19 protein-coding genes are annotated in these 19653 nt (G+C 58.6%); 7 read left to right on the plus strand and 12 right to left on the minus strand.

The features are described 5' to 3' along the window. The first annotated feature begins 125 nt into the window (after positions 1-125). From QP981_RS05435 to QP981_RS05445, 3 genes are all read left to right on the plus strand, one after another. Positions 126-992, plus strand: coding sequence for a MetQ/NlpA family ABC transporter substrate-binding protein (locus QP981_RS05435; protein WP_284857614.1), 867 nt, complete (start codon positions 126-128; stop codon positions 990-992). A gap of 64 nt (positions 993-1056) precedes the next feature. Next, positions 1057-2106, plus strand: a complete 1050-nt coding sequence (locus QP981_RS05440) for a methionine ABC transporter ATP-binding protein (protein ID WP_049190340.1) — start codon at positions 1057-1059, stop codon at positions 2104-2106. Positions 2107-2171: 65 nt separating this feature from the next. Beyond that, positions 2172-2804 carry a methionine ABC transporter permease gene (locus QP981_RS05445; protein WP_224433327.1) on the plus strand — a complete coding sequence of 211 codons (633 nt, stop codon included), beginning with the start codon at positions 2172-2174 and terminating at the stop codon, positions 2802-2804. Between the two features lie 24 nt (positions 2805-2828). Here QP981_RS05445 and QP981_RS05450 read toward each other — a convergent pair whose 3' ends face one another. Then, positions 2829-3740, minus strand: a complete 912-nt coding sequence (locus QP981_RS05450; protein WP_187401330.1) for a sucrase ferredoxin — start codon at positions 3738-3740, stop codon at positions 2829-2831. Between the two features lie 164 nt (positions 3741-3904). Here QP981_RS05450 and QP981_RS05455 point away from each other — a divergent pair, with 164 nt between their 5' ends. Further along, positions 3905-4585, plus strand: a complete 681-nt coding sequence (locus QP981_RS05455) for an AMIN-like domain-containing (lipo)protein (RefSeq protein WP_070642893.1) — start codon at positions 3905-3907, stop codon at positions 4583-4585. A 23-nt stretch (positions 4586-4608) separates the two neighbouring features. Here the strand turns inward: QP981_RS05455 and QP981_RS05460 are convergent, their stop codons facing one another. The 3 genes from QP981_RS05460 to QP981_RS05470 all read right to left on the minus strand — a co-directional run bounded on the left by QP981_RS05460 (position 4609) and on the right by QP981_RS05470 (position 7472). After that, entirely contained in the window at positions 4609-6273 is a 1665-nt protein-coding gene (locus QP981_RS05460) for a Y-family DNA polymerase (protein WP_048731534.1), read from the minus strand. Next, positions 6273-7001 carry a DnaE2-dependent mutagenesis accessory factor ImuA' gene (imuA', locus tag QP981_RS05465; RefSeq protein WP_224433302.1) on the minus strand — a complete coding sequence of 243 codons (729 nt, stop codon included), beginning with the start codon at positions 6999-7001 and terminating at the stop codon, positions 6273-6275. Before imuA' ends, QP981_RS05460 begins: the two co-directional genes overlap by 1 nt. A 165-nt stretch (positions 7002-7166) precedes the next feature. Further along, the gene (locus QP981_RS05470) at positions 7167-7472 is read right to left on the minus strand and encodes an antibiotic biosynthesis monooxygenase family protein (protein ID WP_038629377.1); all 306 of its coding nucleotides are present in this window, start codon (positions 7470-7472) and stop codon (positions 7167-7169) included. A 65-nt stretch (positions 7473-7537) separates the two neighbouring features. Here QP981_RS05470 and QP981_RS05475 point away from each other — a divergent pair, with 65 nt between their 5' ends. Then, complete coding sequence (locus tag QP981_RS05475; protein ID WP_016422123.1) at positions 7538-8299, plus strand: hypothetical protein; 762 nt, start codon at positions 7538-7540, stop codon at positions 8297-8299. Between the two features lie 4 nt (positions 8300-8303). Here the strand turns inward: QP981_RS05475 and guaA are convergent, their stop codons facing one another. From guaA to guaB, 4 genes are all read right to left on the minus strand, one after another. Next, entirely contained in the window at positions 8304-9878 is a 1575-nt protein-coding gene (guaA, locus tag QP981_RS05480) for a glutamine-hydrolyzing GMP synthase (protein WP_070642892.1), read from the minus strand. Between the two features lie 13 nt (positions 9879-9891). After that, complete coding sequence (locus QP981_RS05485) at positions 9892-11640, minus strand: FAD-dependent oxidoreductase (protein WP_284857613.1); 1749 nt, start codon at positions 11638-11640, stop codon at positions 9892-9894. 119 nt (positions 11641-11759) lie between these two features. Further along, positions 11760-12908 (minus strand): GuaB3 family IMP dehydrogenase-related protein, encoded by a 1149-nt coding sequence (locus tag QP981_RS05490; RefSeq protein WP_048731529.1) that lies wholly within the window; start codon positions 12906-12908, stop codon positions 11760-11762. Between the two features lie 50 nt (positions 12909-12958). Next, on the minus strand, positions 12959-14488 hold the full coding sequence (gene guaB, locus QP981_RS05495; RefSeq protein ID WP_016422119.1) for an IMP dehydrogenase: 1530 nt from the start codon (positions 14486-14488) through the stop codon (positions 12959-12961). 263 nt (positions 14489-14751) lie between these two features. On the opposite strand from guaB, the gene QP981_RS05500 reads away from it, so the two are divergent. Both QP981_RS05500 and QP981_RS05505 read left to right on the plus strand, forming a co-directional pair. Beyond that, a complete protein-coding gene (locus tag QP981_RS05500) occupies positions 14752-15120 on the plus strand; it encodes a DUF5319 domain-containing protein (RefSeq protein ID WP_038629374.1) in 369 nt (122 codons plus the stop codon). Between the two features lie 137 nt (positions 15121-15257). After that, the gene (locus tag QP981_RS05505; protein ID WP_016422117.1) at positions 15258-15581 is read left to right on the plus strand and encodes a WhiB family transcriptional regulator; all 324 of its coding nucleotides are present in this window, start codon (positions 15258-15260) and stop codon (positions 15579-15581) included. 119 nt (positions 15582-15700) lie between these two features. On the opposite strand, the gene groL is transcribed toward QP981_RS05505, so the two are convergent. The 4 genes from groL to tsaD form a co-directional block, all read right to left on the minus strand. Further along, positions 15701-17305 (minus strand): chaperonin GroEL, encoded by a 1605-nt coding sequence (gene groL / locus QP981_RS05510; RefSeq protein ID WP_070566161.1) that lies wholly within the window; start codon positions 17303-17305, stop codon positions 15701-15703. A 19-nt stretch (positions 17306-17324) separates the two neighbouring features. Further along, positions 17325-17624 carry a co-chaperone GroES gene (groES, locus tag QP981_RS05515; protein ID WP_005510054.1) on the minus strand — a complete coding sequence of 100 codons (300 nt, stop codon included), beginning with the start codon at positions 17622-17624 and terminating at the stop codon, positions 17325-17327. Between the two features lie 156 nt (positions 17625-17780). Further along, entirely contained in the window at positions 17781-18425 is a 645-nt protein-coding gene (locus tag QP981_RS05520; protein ID WP_284857612.1) for a hypothetical protein, read from the minus strand. Between the two features lie 103 nt (positions 18426-18528). Then, the gene (gene tsaD, locus QP981_RS05525) at positions 18529-19608 is read right to left on the minus strand and encodes a tRNA (adenosine(37)-N6)-threonylcarbamoyltransferase complex transferase subunit TsaD (RefSeq protein WP_070438201.1); all 1080 of its coding nucleotides are present in this window, start codon (positions 19606-19608) and stop codon (positions 18529-18531) included. Positions 19609-19653 lie beyond the last annotated feature (45 nt).

The following is a 19653-nucleotide window of genomic DNA, read 5'->3' on the forward strand; positions in this document are numbered from 1 at the left end:
CTGAAGTTGAATTTTCAGCACTACCTGGGCAAGTGCTAGCCTTAACCCCAGAATTAAAGACAGCTTGGTCTAGTTCTGCCTTAAAACTTCAGCTAACAAATCCCATTAAATAAGGAGACCCCTCGATGAACCTCAAGCGTTTTTCCGCCGGTGTACTTACTGTCGCGTTCGCCGCAACCGGCCTTACCGCCTGTGGCAGCTCGGATGATGCCATTCGCATCGGCACCACGGATGCCGGCAAGAAGGCCTGGACCGTTTTCGAGCAGAAGGCTTCCGAACAGGGCATCGATCTGGATGTTCAGCCCTTCTCCGACTACCAGACCCCGAACCGCGCACTCGATGAGGGCCAGCTCGACGTCAATCTCTTCCAGCACATCAAGTTCTTGGCTGAGTACAACGTCGGCGCTAAGTCGGACCTGACTCCGATTGGCTCGAGCGAAATTGTCCCGCTGGCTCTGTTCTGGAAGGACCACAAGTCGGTTGATGAGCTGAAGAAGGGCACCGAGGTCGTCATCCCGAACGACCCGTCCAACCAGGGCCGCGCTATTAACGTGCTGGTTCAGGCTGGCCTGCTGAAGCTGAAGCAGGATGACCTGCTGACCCCGTCCCCTGCTGACATCGATAAGGAAGCTTCCAAGGTCACGGTTCTGCCGGTGGATGCCGCTCAGACTCCGGCCGCCTACGGCGAGGGTAAGCCCGCCATTATCAATAACTCCTTCCTGGACCGCGCCGGCATCGACCCGAACACCGCCATCTTCCAGGATGACCCGAACTCCACGGAGGCAGAGCCGTACATCAACGTCTTTGTCACCAAGGCTGAAAATGCTGACAACCCGAAGTACGCGGAGCTCTCCAAGATCTGGCACTCCAAGGAGGTCCAGGACGCAGTCGCAGAGGACTCCAAGGGCACCTCGGTTCCGGTTGACCGTTCGGCTGAGGAGCTGCAGGACATTCTGAATCGCGTCGAAGAGCAGCAGCGCGAGCAGAACTAACGCCACTGCCACCTAAGCACCGCCCAACACCAGGGAACACAGACCAAGGGGCACTGATTCACTCGTGACCAACAAGGGAACGAAGCTCGAATTCCGCGAGCTGAACAAGCAATTCGGCGACGTCACCGCGCTCGCCGACATCAACCTAACCGTTGAACCCGGCGAAATCCTCGGCGTCATCGGTTATTCCGGCGCTGGTAAATCAACGCTCATCCGTATGATTAACGGCCTGGAAAAGCCAACCTCCGGGCAGGTTTTGCTAGATGACACCGACATCGTCGGCATCTCCGAGCGCCAGCTACGGGGTCTGCGCCGCAATATCGGCATGATTTTCCAGCACTTCAACCTCTTCCATTCGCGCAACGCGATTCGCAACGTTGAATATCCGCTGGAACTGGCCGGTATGCCGAAGGCTAAGCGCCGCGCTCGCGCCCAGGAGCTGCTGGAGTTCGTCGGTCTCGGCGACAAGGCGGAGTCCTTCCCCGAGCAGCTCTCGGGTGGGCAGAAGCAGCGTGTCGGCATCGCCCGTGCGCTCGCCACCGAACCGACGCTCTTGCTTGCCGACGAAGCCACCTCGGCACTCGACCCGGAAACTACTTCCGGCGTCCTGGATCTGCTGCGTCGCATCAATCGCGAAATGGGTGTCACTATCGTGCTGATTACCCATGATATGTCGGTTGTACGCGGTATTGCTGACCGCATGGCCATCATGGAAAATGGTCACATCGTCGAAACCGGTACGGTCCACGAGGTCTTTGCCAACCCCAAGACTGAGGTTGGCCGCCGCTTCGCCACCACCGCACTGCGCGATGTTCCAATTGGTCGTGAACGCGATTCGGTGAATCAGTCTGCCGAGAGCGCAGCAGCTCGCCTGGTCACCATCACTATCAATGACGGTGTTGACCTCGGCGCCCTGGCACAGGCCACTAGTGCCCACGGTGTCGCCGCCTCGGTGGCACACGGCGCGGTCGCCAATGTGCAGGCGAAGTCCTACGGCCGCCTTACTTTGCGGTTGACTCCGCTGACAGGTAATTCCGCCTCGGATTCCTCTGATTTCGATGCCGCCATTGCTGCTATTTCCGAACTGACACAGGTAGAGGAGCTTGCATCATGATCGGTCTCTTAAACTCTCTGCCATCGGTGAGTGGCAAGGACACCAACTGGGATAGCCTCGGCCCGATGCTGGGCGAGGCATTCGGCCAGACGCTCTACATGGTCTGTGTCGCCATGCTGATTGGCGGTGTCGCAGGTCTAGCAATCGGCGTGCTGCTCTACACCACCCGCGATGGTGGCGTACTGCGCAACAAGTTTGTCTACCAGGTCCTCAATGTCCTGATTAACTTTGTTCGACCAATCCCGTTCATCATCCTGGTTACGGCCATCGGCCCACTGACAAAGAACGTGGTCGGCACCACGATCGGCACCGAAGCCGCAGTGTTCGTCATGTCGATTGCCGCCACCTTCGCCATCGCGCGCCTGGTGGAGCAGAACTTGATGTCCATCGACCCCGGCGTGATTGAGGCCGCCCGTGCGATGGGCGCAAGTCCGTGGCGCATCATCCGGACGGTCGTCGTGCCGGAGGCACTGGGCCCGCTGGTACTGGGCTACACCTTCGCATTCATCGCCGTGGTCGACATGTCAGCTATGGCCGGCTACATCGGCGGTGGCGGACTGGGCAACTTCGCAATCACCTACGGTTACCAGGCATTCGACTGGAACGTCACCCTGGTGACAACCCTGGTCATCATCTTCATCGTCCAGTTGGCGCAGATCTTCGGCAACTGGCTCTCCAAGAAGATCATGCGCAGGTAGCCGCACACATTAACTAGCCATTAGCTAGCGGCGGGTTACCTCGACCGCAGCCCAGCCCTTCTTTGGCCCTGGAGCATCACCGCAGGAAGACACAACGCCTTCCGTGGTGATTTTCTCCAGGGCCACTTCATATTCCACGACCTTGTCGCGGTCGCTGGGGCCGTCGTAAAGCGCGACGACTGCAGTCGTGCCGTCGACGTCAACGCGTGCGACATCGTCTACGCCCCACGCATCTGCTTGACGACGCACAGCCAACTCGGCCGCCTGCCCCTGCGGGGTGTAGACACCACGGCCGCGACAGCCCTCTGCATGCACGATGCCCTGCTGAGCGTCTTCGATGACCCCCTTGGCATCCACCGCACTCAGACGTCCAAAGCTGTAATTCCATGGCAACAGCACGCTGGCCGGCGCAAAGCGGTGCCCCTTAGAGTGCGAGGTTTCCCACACAACCTCTGGGTAGAGATTGTGCATCGCAGCAGCGAGCGGGCGACCTTTAATCGCACAGCAACGATCGCGCTTACCGTGCGTACAGATGAGAAACAGTGGATGGTCCAGACGAGTGGCCCCCTCGGTGGGCTGGCCAGGGCGGATATCCAGAGTCATCAGGTCTTCAACATCGGCAACCATGCGATGTTCGAGAAAAACCTCAGAGCCATCCACTGATTCACAATGCGCGATATAGACGTTAACGCCATCACACGGCTGCTGGCCGATTCGGCCTGGCTTTCGAATCAGCTGCAACGCGCCGCCGCGTTCAGACAACCAGGCCTCTACCTGACCGGTGATCTCTGCTCCCCATACCCCGCCGTCAAAAATATCGTGCGACCAACCGAGTTGGTGCTCCAACGCAATAAAGAGCTTTCCGGTCTTCGCAGTACCGGGAAGCGGCTCAGTCATCTGAGCGGAACAGGTGGTATCAAATTTGGCCTGGCTCATACGCCTAAGCGTAATTGAGTGCCCCCTGCGATTGGGTCTTAGGTCGCAGCGTTCACCCCTGTTTTGTTACTATTGTGCAACACTTTGACAACAAATACTTCTGACCTCGACTTTTGTAGTTCAGCTTGTTGAAATTCCGTAACTGCGCACATACCGTCAGACGTATGAATACGAAATCGCTGGATGTTTCGCGCACCCGTACCCGTATCGCGGCATCCCTGTGCCTCGCATTGGGCCTGGCTCTCGGCGCTTGCTCCTCTGACTCATCCCCAGACTCGGCTGCTGCAGTGTCTATGAAGACTGACTCAACCGCTGGCACCTCCGATTTGTCAAGCAGCTCTAGCAGCTCCACTAGCTCATCTGCGGCGGCGCAAACCACCATGGATGACGATGCTGCTCCGGAGGGCGATTTCAATAGTTCCTCCTCAGAAGCTGCCCCTTCCGATGGCGCTTACTTGGGTATTGAAGATGTCCGTGTCGGTTCCCACGACGGTTACGACCGCATTGTCTTTGAACTCACGGGCGAGGGCACTCCGGGATATTTCGTCCGTTACGAGGATGTGCCGACCCAACAGGGCTCCGGCAAACCGATTTCGGTCGACGGCACAGCCAAGCTGGTAATCGACTTGCGGGGCATGGGTTACCCCTTTGATTTCCAGATGGAGGACTTCCCCTCTGACCCGGTCAAGCCGACATCGACGTCCGTTATTAAGGAAGTCGTTGGCGCCGGCACCTTCGAGGGACAGACTCAGTATGTCGTCGGGCTCAAGGGCGATAAGACCCCGTTCAAGGTTTTCTCGTTGAACAACCCGAACCGCCTGGTTATTGACTTCCAATCGAAGTAATCGGGTTGCCCCGCGCTACGCCTCTACGCGTAAGCCCCCTCGATTCTCCATGCGCCGGCATGCCCTATGAGCAACCAGGCGGCGATGGTACCGTCATTCGCCATCGCACGGATTTGTATTCTTGCCGCTCGACGAGCCTCATCGGGCACCCACCAGCGCTCATCAATCGGCCAGGGCCCAGCCCACGATGACACGCGGTACGTTGTCACTCCATGCCGCACCAGAGATGGTTCCGCCGTCATGGTCGCTCGCCCAGTTACGCCCACGGTCTGCCCATTGGCATCGAGCACTTCCACCTCAGCATTAGCAGTCGCGGGAATAGTTGCCGGATTGGGGGCAAGAACGGCTCCCGGCCACGGCTGATTATTTTCCGCGGTTTTTGTGCTTTTGGGTTTTTCTCCGAAAGCGACAAATCCCACTCTTTCTCCTGGGCCACGCCCGCCCTGCATGATTGGTTGCTGTACTGCCTCTGACCCCAGTAACCCCTGCACACGCTCGGCAGCCCGGCGCGCTTTGGCTCGCGCATCATCGCTGCCGTGCCACAGATCCTGTTTTACAGTACCGGCGGCGACCACATCCAGTGGCTCTAACTGCAGCTCTACAATTCCGCGGCTGTCATCTCCATCATTTTCCTCAGCGCCGTCAACAGTTCCAGCAACAGTGCCGCTGCCTCCTCGTGGCTGCTGCCGATTCCTGTTATTCAGCCAGCCATCGAGCTGCCACCGAACCCTGTCAGCCGTAGTCTGTTCTGCCAGTGGCTCAGTGCAGCGCCATACTCTGCGCACCTCTGAGCCGTCACTAAATTGCGCCACCACCGCTAAGCGGTAACACGAATACCCATGGTTAAAAAGTTTTTCATGCAGTTGCCCAGCTAGAAAGCGCGCGACGAATGAGGCCTCATCCACTCTTCGGAGTGGACTCTCCCAAGACTGGTAGCTCACCGCCAGTCCTGGCGGCAAAGATCGCGGCGCCACCAACCGCACTTCCCCACGGCAGGCCAAATCGTGCCATCTAGCCCCCTGCGCCCCAAACCTGTTGGCTATATCCCGCTTCGGTAACGCAGCGACATCCCCCAATGTGCGCAGGCCGAGTTCCTGCCACGACTTCGCAAGCTCTGCGGGCATCTCCAGTGCACTTTCCGCCCTCAGCTCCACCAGAGAGATTCCCTGCCGAAATCTTTTGCCTTCATCTTCCCCGGGAGCTACCAGCACTCCCCTGCGCGCTGCCAAAATAGCTGTCACAATATCGTCCGCGAGCCCCAAGCTGCAGTCCACGCCCGGTACCGCAGCGGCATCAAGCAGCTTTTCCAAGGCCACATCCTGTCCGCCGTAATAACGCATTACCCCTCGCGCTGCCACAACCGCCAAGCCTGGCCGTAGAGCTTCGACCCCAGCTGCCACCGCCTCCAACCGTTGCAGCACGGACTCGAATTCTGCAGCGTCGCGCACCGCACTTTCCTCGACAACCTCCAGCTCCGGGCACAACGCTTCCGCATGGCGACGGCTTTGCCCGCGCCGTACCCCTGCACGGCGCGCACTCGGAGAACAAGCAGCTACTCCGCTATCACCCACAATCGCAACTGGACTGAGCGGATTAGCCTGCGACGTCACAGATGCTAGATGTGCTGCCTGCACTGGCCAATCAGGAAGCCATAGCGCCACCACACGGCTCGATTCCGCCGCTACCACTAGGACCTCCTCTGCGCGGGAAACGCGACCACATTGTTCTGTTCCACCTGTTCCCCCACCCGCCAACGGCACTGCCTCCGCGGAAACCGCGTCCCCGACACACTGACTTGGTAATCCACTGCTCGAATCCGGCCATAACCAGTGCCAAGCCCGGAAACACCAGCGACAGAGCTGGAAATTTCCGCAGCAGCGCCCGGCCACTGCTGCCCGACAAAAACCAGAGCACAACCACTCGTGCGCAGTCGTGCCTGCAGCGGACGTGCCTGCGACGGCGGCGGAGTGCGCGCCAACGAAGCCACCACCAAGTCAACGCCGTCCGCCAACAGCCCAATTACTTCAAGCGGCTGCATTCCAGGATCTGGCACACAGACAATGTTCGATAGCTTCCCGCCCAACTCCACCACGGAGAGCAACCCCTGTTCAGCGAGTCCAACTAGCGCAACATGACCTGTCTTCGTAACTTCCGCGATTAGGCCTGCCAATACCGCACCGGGCTGTTCAATGACACTGACAGCCCCTTTTCGCACTGCTCCCGCCAACGTATTTTCCAACGCCTCCGGCACCGGCAGAGCCTCACCGAGCCCAAAGGTTGCACCAGTTGCAGTCCCACCAGACTGGGCTGCCATCGCCTGCCGCAATGCCGCAATAGTCTGTTCCTTAGACTGCCCCGCAGCAATATTGACCGCCGTTGTCACTTCTTGTTCCACCTCATCCCACTGCCATCCCACTGCCCCCCCCCGCCCACCACGAACACTGCTCGAATATTCTTTCCCAACAAGCGGATTAAACATTACCCTAAATAGCACGTACGTTCGATATTAATGTGCGAAGAAAAGCGCCGCACACCACCGCGCGACGCTCTAACCTCAGCCGAGTACTACATTTCGTACTACTTAGGCCTTCACATCGAGAACTACATCGAATTCGAGCAAATCAGCCGACGACGACACCGGCTTGCGCTTTTCGCCCTCATGCGAAGCCTTGAAGGCACGGCCCTCACGCCACCCCTGGTAGGCCTCCTCACTCTCCCACTCGGTAAAGACGAAGTAGCGGCTCTCTCCTGCAGTCGGACGCAGCAGTTGGAAACCAATGAAACCCGGCACATCGGTCATCTTTGAAGAGTTAGCGGAAAAGCGACGTTCGAGCTCTTCTCCCGCACCCTCAGGAACGGTAATAGCGTTAATTTTTACAATGCTCATGGTCATAACACTAGCCACACAACTCTCAACAATCTATAGTTCCATCGCTACTAAAATTAAGAAGTATGACAGATTCCAGCCGGCACCAACACTCTTCAGGCTCTTACCAAGACGGGGCCGAACGCACGACAAAATTTATCAATAGTCCCGTGCGCCTGGGGACGGCAATTGGCGTCACCACCGCAGTGATCGCACTGCTCGCATTGCTTAAAGCCCACATCATCGGCTCCATTGGCTGGTGGATTATGATAGCGCTTTTACTGGTACTCATCGGCACCACACTTTTCGTGCGCCAGGCAAAAACACCCACCAAAGAAACTCGGCCCTCCTACTTCGCAGAGCCGATGCGTGAGTCACCAAACGACATCTCGTGGAATAGCAGTATAAGCGTGCTGCTCATCTTCCCCGGAGCATGGATCATTGCCGCCGTCGCCGAACGAATTTCCTCTACACCGGTCGCCTGCATAATGACCCTAGTTCTGTCCGCCATCACCGCTACCTGCGCAATCCTGCCGCGGCAATTCGGATTCCTCCCTCTCGCCGCGCATCTTCCTGACAATTTCGCCCAGCGCTGCCCCTACCCCGCCGACTCACCAGAGGCCCGCATCCTCACAGTCCTCTTCATCGCACGTCTACGCGACGGCTACGTCTTCTTCACCGACCAGCTCCCCTATTTCGCCATGCTTGACGACGATACCGTGAGCGCAGCTCTCCACACCCTAGCCGCCGATAAGCGCATCACCATCGCCAAGAACAATTCGGCCCTGACGGAAAAGGGCCGTGCCCGCGAGTTTGCACAACTCACAGACACGGCCCTCGCCAACTAGTGGCTTACTCCCACTCAATGGTTCCCGGTGGTTTGGAGGTCACATCCAGGACCACTCGGTTGACCTCTGGCACCTCGTTGGTAATACGGGTGGAGATTTTCTCCAGCGTATCGTAGGGAACACGAGTCCAGTCAGCGGTCATCGCATCCTCAGAGGAAACCGGGCGCAGCACGATTGGGTGGCCATAAGTACGACCATCACCCTGGACACCAACCGAGCGGACGTCGGCAAGCAGGACGACCGGGCACTGCCAGACAACCTCGTCCATACCTGCGGCCGTCATTTCCTCGCGTGCAATGGCGTCGGCGCGGCGGAGGGTATCCAGACGCTCCTTATCGACAGCGCCGATGATGCGGATACCAAGACCCGGACCCGGGAACGGCTGGCGAGCGACGATTTCTTCCGGCAGCCCCAGTTCGCGACCGACCGCACGGACCTCGTCCTTAAACAGCAGGCGCAGTGGCTCAACGAGGGTGAACTCAACGTCATCCGGCAGACCGCCGACGTTGTGGTGGCTCTTAATGTTGGCGGTACCAGAACCGCCACCGGACTCAACCACATCCGGGTACAGGGTGCCCTGGACCAGGAAGTCCACGGTCTCGCCCTCCGGAGCGCCCTCCAGCGCCTGTGCGACAGCGCGCTCGAAGGAGCGGATGAACTCACGGCCGATGGTCTTACGCTTGGTCTCCGGATCGGTGATACCAGCCAGAGCATCCAGGAAGACCTTGGAATCGTCGACGGTAATCAGCTTCGCACCAGTTGCGGCAACGAAATCCTTCTCAACCTGCTCGCGCTCGCCCTGGCGCAGCAGCCCATGGTCGACGAAGACACAGGTCAGACGGTCACCAATAGCGCGTTGCACAAGCGCGGCGGCAACTGCGGAGTCAACGCCGCCAGACAGACCGCAAATTGCGCGACCGGTCTCACCGACCTGATTACGGACCTGCTCAATCAGCTCTTCCGCGATGTTAGCGGCAGTCCAGTCCGGCTCCAGGCCAGCAATCTCATACAGGAACTTCTCCAGAACCTGCTGACCATACGGCGAATGGTTGACCTCCGGGTGGTACTGCACACCGGCCATGCGCTTTTCCAAGCACTCGAAAGCCGCTACCGGAGCACCCTTGGTGGACGCCGTAACGGTGAAGCCCTCCGGTGCCTTAGACACCGCGTCACCGTGGCTCATCCACACCTCGTGTGTCTCCGGCACACCAGTGTGAGCGACACCGCCACCGTCGACGACGTTCAGCTGCGTGCGGCCGTACTCACGGTCACCGGTAGCAGCAATCGTGCCGCCGAGCACCTCAGTCATCGCCTGGAAGCCGTAGCAAATACCAAACACCGGAATGCCCAGCTCAAGCCACTCTGGGTTGAGCTTCGGGGCACCTTCGGCGTAGGCACTGGACGGGCCGCCGGACAGCACCAGCGCGGCCGGGTTCTTGGCCTTAATTTCTTCGGTCGTCGCATCATGCGAGACCACTTCGGAATAAATTTTTGCCTCGCGCACACGTCGCGCGATGAGCTGCGCATACTGCGCACCGAAGTCCACGACGAGGACGGGCTTAGTCACCTGTTCAGACACGCCCTAAAGCTTATCAAGACTTACGGACTGCAGGCATACCCAGGTTCAGTGCAGCCGGAGCATCTGCAGGCACAGCCGGGCTCACCGGAGCAATCGGATCCAGGCGCACGTAGGACTCCCCCTGCGCTGGACGCTGATCTTCCTCACCCTTATTCGGCCACAGCGACGTTGCACGCTCCGCATTCGCGGAAATCGACAGTGACGGGTTCACTCCCGGGTTGGCTGCCATCGCCGAACCGTCGTGAATCGAGAGCGTCGGGTAACCCCACACACGCAAGTACGGATCAACGACGCCGTTTTCAGGCGAATCCGAAATCGTCGCACCGCCAATGAAGTGAGCTGTCAAAGGAATATTTGCCAACTCACCGATAGTGCCACCCGCTAGCACACGACCATTCCGACCACGTGCACTGAGCTTGTCCGCCGCACGTTGCGTAGCTTCGTTACCCGACGGAATCCACGTCGGATTCGGCTCCCCCTCGCCCTGCTTACTCATCAGGAAACGCACCGGCCCAATCTTCTGCAGGTACGTCGTAATCGAGTTGTCGCGATTCTGCATCACCAGAGAAATCACGGTGCGCTGCGACCACTTACGCAGATTCACGAGCTGCGTCAGGTAGTTAGGATGCTTTACGACGGTTCCCACAGCCTGCAACCATCGCGGAGTCCGACGACCTCCTTCGGTCATAATCATCTGCAGCATTGCGATGGCATTAGAGCCCTTACCGTAGCGCACTGGCTCGATATGGGTGTCCTCGTCTGGGAAGAATGACGAAGTGATGGCTACACCGTTAGAAAAGTCATTTTCCGGATCCACCTTCGTACCCATCGCGCCCAAAATAGCCTCGGAGTTGGTGCGGGTCAGCTTGCCCAAAGATTTCGGTAGCAGCGGCAAGTGCCCATCGGCCTGCTGGCGATGCAGCAAATTCTGGGTGCCCCATGCACCGGCGGCGAGAATGACGCGCTTAGCGCTAAACTGCTGCTTGCCCTTAGCTACCCAACGGCCAGTGCGCTCAGTGTCAATAACCCAGGAGCCATCAGCCTGAGGATGCAGGCCGGTAACGGTAGTGCGGTCAAAGACCTGCGCACCGAACTTCTCCGCCAAGTAGAGGTAGTTTTTAACCAGGGTGTTCTTGGCATTGTGACGGCAACCAGTCATGCACTCACCACATTCCGTACAAGCAGTACGGTCCGGGCCAATCCCCCCGAAGTAAGGATCGGAAACTGTTTGCCCTGGCGCACCCTGTCCACCAGTCTTAGCTCCGAAGAACACACCCACCGGAGTCGAGCGGAAAGTATGGCCCACACCCATATCTTCGGCTACCTCACGCATGACGACGTCGGCAGGCGTGTCGGATGGGTTGGTGACCACCCCGAGCATGCGAGATGCATTGTCATAGTGCGGAGTGAGTTCTGACTCCCAGTCGGTAATGTGCCCCCACTGACGGTGCTGGAAGTATTCAGTGCCCGGCTTATACAGAGTGTTTGCGTAGTTAAGAGAACCACCGCCAACTCCAGCACCAGCGAGAATCATGACATCTTTCAACATGTGCACGCGCTGGACGCCAAAGAGTCCCAGCTTGGGAGCCCACAGGTACTTGTGAAGCCGCCAGCTGGTCTTGGCAAAGTCTTTATCTTCGAACCGTCGACCAGCTTCGAGAACTGCCACTCGGTAGCCCTTTTCGGTCAACCGCAAAGCAGAAACAGAACCACCAAAACCGGAACCGACGATTACAACATCGAAATCACGTTGTTTACTCATGGGAAAAGCCACCTTCTCTAAGGGCGTAACGCTAATGCGCGGAACTCATGTTCCTAACCCTAAGCGGAGGTGGCTTTTCAGTAAGGTAGTTTTGCGAAAAAACTATCCGATTACTTTAATTAAAAACCCTTTGGACGTACCGACAGCTCAACGCGGTGGAAGGACTTCAGGTTGGTAAAGCCGCACTTGGCCATTGCGCGACGCAGGCCACCGGCGAGATTGCGGTCACCGAACGGCGAAGCGGAAGGGCCAAACAGAGCCTCTTCCAGGCTGACCAATTCCTTCTCATCGTCGACGACCGGCCACACCGCACCGCGCGGGTACTTCGGATGTGCCGCAACAGACGGCCAGGCGTAGCCCTGCCCCGGAGCTTCGTGGACGGTTGCCAGCACACTGGACAGTGCCACAGCATCCGCACCGCAGGCGATTGCCTTGGCAATGTCACCGACGGTATCAATGCCGCCATCGGCAATGATGTGGACGTAGCGCCCCTCGGTCTCATCGAGGTAGTCCTTACGGGCAGCTGCAGCATCCGCAATAGCGGTAGCCATTGGCACATCGATACCGAGCGCATCCGGGGACGTCGTAAAGCCCGTACCGACAATCACACCAGCTGCGCCTGAACGCATCAGATGCAGCGCAGTCTGGTAGTCGACAACGCCACCGGCGATAACTGGAACGTCCAGGCTGCCGATGAAGTCCTTGAGGTTTAGCGGTTCACCCTGAGCCGTGACATGCTCTGCGGAAATCAGCGTGCCCTGGATAACCAACAAGTCGATGCCGGCCTTGATAGCCAGCGGAGCCAGCTCACGGGCATGCTGCGGGGAGACACGAACTGCAGTAATCGCGCCGGTTGCGCGAATCTCCTTGATGCGCTCAACCAACAGGTCAGTATCAATTGGAGCAGAGTGCAGTTCCTGCAGCTTGCGGTTCGCTGCCTCGGATTCACGCTTGGTGGCGGCATTCTTTGCCAACTCCACCAGCTCGGCGATCTTGTCCTGCGCATCGGCGTGACGGGCCCAGATACCCTCGGCGTTGAGAACCGCCAAACCGCCCAGGCGAGCAAACTCAGCGACGGATTCCGGGCTGGCGATGGCATCTGTCGGATGCATCATCATCGGGAGTTCGAAATCGTAGGCGTCAATTCGCCAGGAGGTATCGACGTCCTTGGACGACCGGGTACGCCGAGTGGGAACGAGTGCAATATCGTCCAACTCGTAGGTCCGGCGTGCCTCGCGGCCAATACCGATTTCAACGATGTCGCGCATGAGCTTTCCTCACATGCCCTTTCCGTGGAATTTAACTCGACTAAGCCAGTTTAGCGCTGGTAGTAGTTCGGCGCTTCGACAGTCATCTGGATATCGTGCGGGTGCGACTCGCGCAGGCCTGCAGCGGTGATCTGGACGAACTGTGCGTCGTGCAGCTGCTCGACGGTAGCGGAACCGGTGTAGCCCATAGCTGCACGCAGACCACCGACCAGCTGGTGAACGATGGAGTCGATACTGCCGCGGAACGGAACACGACCCTCAATGCCTTCCGGAACCAGCTTCTCTTCGCTCTTGACATCAGCCTGGAAGTAGCGGTCCTTGGAGTAGGAGCGCTTCTCACCGGTCAGGCCGCGGCCCTGCATGGCACCCAGCGAGCCCATGCCACGGTACATCTTGTACTGCTTGCCGTTGACGAAGGTGACCTCACCCGGAGCCTCAGCGGTACCGGCCAGCATCGAACCGAGCATGACGGAGGATGCCCCGGCTGCCAGAGCCTTGGCGATGTCGCCGGAGAACTGCATACCGCCATCGGCGATAATCGGAACGCCAGCCTTCTTAGCTGCGACAGAGGCTTCCATGATGGCGGTGATCTGCGGGGCGCCCACACCTGCGACAACGCGAGTGGTGCAAATCGAGCCTGGGCCGATACCGACCTTGATGGCATCTGCACCCGCGTCAATCATGGCCTGTGCAGCGCCACGGGTAGCCAGGTTGCCGCCGATAATCTGGATGTTCTCGCCGAATTCCTTCTTAACGCGGGAGACCATCTCAAGTACACCTGAGTTGTGGGCGTGAGCGGTATCAACAACGAGCACGTCTACGCCTGCGTCAGCCAATGCGTGCGCGCGCTTCCAGGAGTCCTCGCCGGTACCGATGCCAGCACCGACCAGCAGACGGCCGGAACCATCCTTGGAAGCATTCGGGTACTGATCCTTCTTGACGAAGTCCTTGACGGTAATCAGACCAGTCAGGCGGCCTTCGCCATCGACGATCGGCAGCTTCTCCACCTTGTGAGCGCGCAGCAGGTTCAGCGCCGCATCGCCAGACACACCCTGCTCAGCCACGACCAGCGGCATCGGGGTCATGATTTCGGAAACCTTGCGGTTCAGGTCTGCCTCAAAACGCATGTCGCGGTTGGTGCAGATACCGACCAGCTTGCCGTCCTTGTCGACGACCGGCAGGCCCGAGATGCGGTAACGAGCGCACTTGGCATCTACTTCGGCGATGGTGTCATCCGGGGAACAGGTCACCGGGTCGGACACCATGCCAGCCTCAGAGCGCTTCACAATCTCGACCTGCTGCGCCTGCTCCTCAATGGACAGGTTGCGGTGCAGGATACCCATACCGCCCTGGCGGGCCATAGCAACAGCCATGCGGGCCTCGGTGACGGTGTCCATAGCAGCGGACACAACCGGAATGTTCAGACGCAGCTCACGAGTGAGCTGCGTCGAAGTATCAACGCCGGAGGGGATAACGTCCGAAGCATCCGGCAGCAGCAGGACGTCATCGAATGTAAGGCCGACTAGTGGAATCTTGTTGGGATTGTCTCCGCCGAGGCTAATTCCCGTGGGGTTGGTCATGGACTCCTCCTGCTCCACCCTTGCCGACATCCGGCCAGGGGCGCTATCGCTTCGTGGTTGCCAAACGTTATATACAGGGTAGTCCTTCAGTGATGAAACGCGACAATTAGGCGGAGCGACAGGTGCCCGACAAGGGTTAGCCGAAAGCTAGCTGAGGGTTATTCCAAGGTGAACTAAACCCCAACTAAGTGCATCGCCAATCGACAGGATTGCCGTACAGAGCTGTTACGGTAGTGGTTGTGAACCACAACTTTTTCTCATCCATGCCGCGGGATCCGTTCGAAGGAGATCCCAATGACCCGGCAAGCTTTCTCGAGCCGGATGAGCCGTTTGCTCCACTGACAGACCAGGAACGTCGAGAGGTTCTTGAAGATCTGGCCGCAGTTCGCCTATTCCGCACCGCTTTGAGCCCAGAGGGATTACTGGGCGTCTGCATGTTGTGTGAGGACTGCGGTGACGAGCACTTTTATAACTGGGAGGTTTTGGAAAACCACTACCTGATGCTCCTGTCTGGACAGGCATCTCCGGTTCACGAGCCACAATTCGATCCAGACCCCTCCCGTTACGCCCCATGGGACTACTGCGCAGGCTTTGTCGACGGTCTGCGTTCTCGACGACCTGGCCGTTTCTAAAAATTTGGTAAGAGTTTGACGGAATTGTTTGCGTAGTATCCCGGCTGGCCTCCTTAGGTTTACCAACCGTTCATTGTTGGCCTCCACACTTGAGCTCACTGCTTCAAGAAAGCTCAATGAAGGAGACATCAATTCCGATGACGTACATCGACCACTTGCCCGGGCCCAATGCGGATTTGTGGGATTGGCAGCTGCACGGCTCTTGCCGCGGGCAGGACTCCGCGACCTTCTTCCACCCGGAAGGCGAGCGCGGACGCGCACGCAGCCTGCGTGAAGCCCGTGCGAAGGCTATCTGCCGTTCTTGCCCTGTTCTTATGCAGTGCCGTAGTCACGCACTCAAGGTTGGTGAGCCATACGGTGTCTGGGGCGGTCTCAGCGAATCTGAACGAAATGAAATCCTTCGAGCTAAGCCGGCCGCACGTGAACGCGAACTTGAACGCGTTCTAGTTACTGCCATGTAGTCCCTCTCCTCTCTCGGACTCCAGCCAGTTCACATAAAAACCAAAATGCTCCCCACCCTCAGATTGAAAGGTGGGGAGCATTTTACGTGCCAAAGGCCAGGGCACTAGCTCACTGGCAGTTAGTGAGCGTGGTCGTGCTGTGGCTCTTCTTCCGGCTTGTCCACAACAGAAGCCTCGGTGGTCAGCAGCATGCGAGCCACGGAGGTTGCGTTGACGACTGCGGAGTGAGTGACCTTGACCGGGTCAATGACGCCGGACTCAATCAGGTTCTCGTAAGTGTCAGTAGCAGCGTTGTAGCCGTTGCCGTTCTCCAGCTCACCAATGTGGTAGACAACGACAGCACCGTCCTTACCAGCATTCTCAGCAATCCAGAAAGCCGGACGGGTCAGAGCCTTGGCAACTGCACGGACACCGACTGCCTCGTCGCCCTCGAACTCGTCAGCGAATGCCTCGAGTTCACGGGAGATCTGCACCAGTACGGAACCGCCACCGGCGATGACGCCTTCCTGAGCTGCCGCACGAGCAGCGTTAATGGCATCCTCGACACGCAGCTTGCGCTCGTTGACCTCGGTCTCGGTAGCAGCGCCGACCTTAATGACAGCCACGCCGCCAGAGAGCTTCGCCAGACGCTCTTCCAGCTTCTCGCGATCCCAGTCAGAGTCAGTGCGCTCAATCTCGGCACGGATCTGGTTACGACGCTCTTCCACAGCCTCAGCGGTGCCAGCACCGTCCACCAGAACGGTCTCGTCCTTGGTAATGGTGATACGGCGTGCGTTACCCAGCACCTCAAGTCCAACGTCCTTCAGCTGCATGCCAGTGTCAGCCGTAACGACGGTTGCACCGGTGACAACTGCCAGGTCATCCATGAACGCCTTACGACGGTCACCGAAGTACGGTGCCTTCACTGCGGCAACCTTCAAGGTCTTGCGCATAGCGTTGATGACCAGTGCGGACAGCGCCTCGCCCTCGATATCCTCAGCCATAATCAGAGTCGGCTTGCCGGACTCGGCAATCTTCTCCAGAATCGGCAGGAACTCCGGCAGGGAGGAAATCTTCTCACGGACCAGCAGCACCTGTGCACCGTCAAGAATTGCCTGCTGAGCCTCGACGTCGGTAATGAAGTACGGCGAGAGGAAGCCCTTGTTGAAGGACACGCCCTCGGTCACGGACAGCTCGGTGGCAATCGACTGCGACTCCTCCACAGAGACGACGCCGTCCTTGCCAACCTTGTCCATGGCACCTGCAACCAGGTCACCAATTTCAGTGTCGCGCGAGGAAACGGTTGCCACCTGTGCGATGGCACCAGAGCTGCTGACCGGGGTGGCGCGCTGCTTCAGCAGCTCAACTGCCTTGTCGGATGCAGCGTGAATACCGCGGTTCAGCGAAATCGGGTTTGCGCCGGCTGCAACGTTGCGAAGACCCTCGTGGACCAGCGCCTGTGCCAGCAGCGTTGCGGTAGTAGTACCGTCACCGGCAACGTCATTGGTCTTGACCGCTACGGACTTAACCAACTGCGCGCCGAGGTTCTCAAACGGATCCTCAACGTCGATGTCGCGGGCGATGGTCACACCATCATTGGTGACCAGCGGACCGCCGAAGGCCTTGTCCAGGACAACGTTGCGACCCTTCGGGCCAAGCGTGACCTTGACTGCGTCGGCAAGCGTGTCCACACCGCGCTTGAGGCCTTCGCGAGCCTCTTCGTTAAAAGCAATAAGCTTCGCCATGTGTGGGTACGTCCTCCCTTTAGTTCTCGATAACAGCCAGGATGTCACGCTGCGACAGCAGCAGGTACTCTTCGCCCTGGTACTTCAGCTCAGTGCCGCCGTACTTGGAGAAGATGACGATGTCACCCTCCTTGACGTCCATAGGAATGCGGTCATCGTCATCGGCCCAACGACCCGGACCAACTGCGATAACGGTAGCCTCCTGCGGCTTCTCCTTAGCGGAGTCCGGGATAACCAGGCCAGATGCCGTGGTGGTTTCTGCTTCGTTGATCTGGACGAGGACGCGGTCCTCCAGCGGCTTGATGTTGACGTTCGCCACGATGAATTCCTCCATACATGCGGTGATGTGATGTTCTTGTGCCGGTTGGTCTGCCGTGCACAGCCGTCGTCGCGGGTGAACAACTGTGTGTCAAACAACCTTCGTTAGCACTCTACCCCTGCAAGTGCTAACACTCAACAATAGTGAGCGCTAATGCTAATTGGTCAGCTTGTCGGGGTTACACGCCATACGACCGAACACAGTAACCGTCATTCCGTGTTCCTTGATGTACTCATCGCTAAAGCACGGGCCACCAGAACCGGTTGTGTAGTTACTGTCTGGCTCCTTCCTTTGCCAGGCACCTTCGTCCCATTGGTAGACCGCCAGTCCACCACTGTTTGCGCGCCCACCCAGCGCCCACCATCCGTCACAGGCGACGATCGTAAAGTTTTCCTCCGTAGTCGGGAACGCCGACGCCTCGCAATCCCCACTAATCGGATAATCGGGCGTAGCCTTACTCATGGTTTCCCTCGTCTTGGTTTTCTCCGGCGACTTCACCTTCACGGTCTCCGTCGCAGTCGCAGTAACAGTGAGCTTCGGCGCTACTTCATCCTTTGCACCTGCACCAAACCATTGCTCACCCCGACCACTCGCAACTAGGTAAAGCACCGCTGCCACAGCGACGATCACCACAAGCAACAGCGCGACGACTGCCCATAACACTCCCCGACCACGACCGCGCTGATGTTCAACTTGCGGTGCTTGCGTTGTTTGCAGTTCACCCTGCGGTGCAAACAGCTCAGTCTGATTATGCGAACTATCGGATGGCTGAAGTTCCCACTCACTGTAGTCTTTACTCATTTTTGGGCAAGCGCTTTCCTGTAATTGTCCTGCGATCCATGGCAGAGAAACAAGTCAAAGTCAGTTAACGAAATTTAACATGGATCCGAGGGGCAATCACTGCTTATTGCATTACAGGATCTTCCACTGGCATCGATGGGTCGGTCGGGCAGGCGTAGCCAGAGGGCTTGACCCCCGCGGCAATGAGGTAGGCGGCAGCTGCGCCAATCATGACACCGTTGTCGGTGCACAACTTAATCGGTGGCACGTGCAGCGTAATTCCCGCCGAGGTAGCTCGCGCCGCTGCGAGTTCACGCAACCTCGAGTTCGCAGCCACACCACCACCGAGCAGCAGCGTAGTGGCCCCCACATCCTGAGCTGCGCGAACGGCCTTCTTGGTCAATACATCGCAGACCGCCTCCTGGAAGGAAGCACAGACGTCCTCTACGGAGTATTCACGACCCTCCTTCTCTGCCGCCTCGACATAGCGGGCCACGGCGGTTTTCAAGCCGGAGAAGGAGAAGTCATGGCGCGCATCCTGCTGGCGCATCATGGCGCGAGGAAACGCGATGGCCTTGCGATTTCCCTGCTTAGCCAACTTATCGATAATCGGGCCGCCCGGGTAACCCAACCCAAGCAACCTCGAAACCTTGTCGTATGCCTCTCCGGCTGCGTCGTCAAGCGTCGATCCGAGCTCCTCCATCGGACGACCAACCCCCTGTACGCGCAGCAGCTGCGTGTGCCCGCCGGAAACTAGCAGCGCCACTGCGTTGGATAGATCTGCGCCATCGAGAGCTCCGACAGCAACGTGGCCACCAAGGTGATTAATGCCGTAGAAAGGCACACCCCAGGCGGCGGCATAAGCCTTCGCGCCTGCCGAACCGACCAGCAGCGCACCGGCGAGACCGGGCCCCACGGTAGCGGCGACGGCATCTGGGATAAAAGTATCGATACCGAGCTTGGCAGCTGCTTGCGCGCGCGCCTCGGAGACTACTGGCTGCAAGGCTTCCAAATGAGCGCGGGAAGCAATCTCCGGGACCACACCACCGAAGCGGGCGTGCTGCTCCATGGAGGATGCGACGACGTCGGCAAGCACTTCCACCTCGGGAATGGCGGGGGTGCTGGTGTCGGTGTCGTCGTAGCGCACACGCATCACTGCAGCGCCAGTCTCATCGCAGGAACTCTCGATTGCCAGCAGGGTCAACTCGGTCATAGCAGTCATGGTACTAGCGCACCACCGGGTCGCTTA

The organism is Corynebacterium sp. MSK047, assembly GCF_030232285.1.
Taxonomy (GTDB): domain Bacteria; phylum Actinomycetota; class Actinomycetes; order Mycobacteriales; family Mycobacteriaceae; genus Corynebacterium; species Corynebacterium jeikeium_D.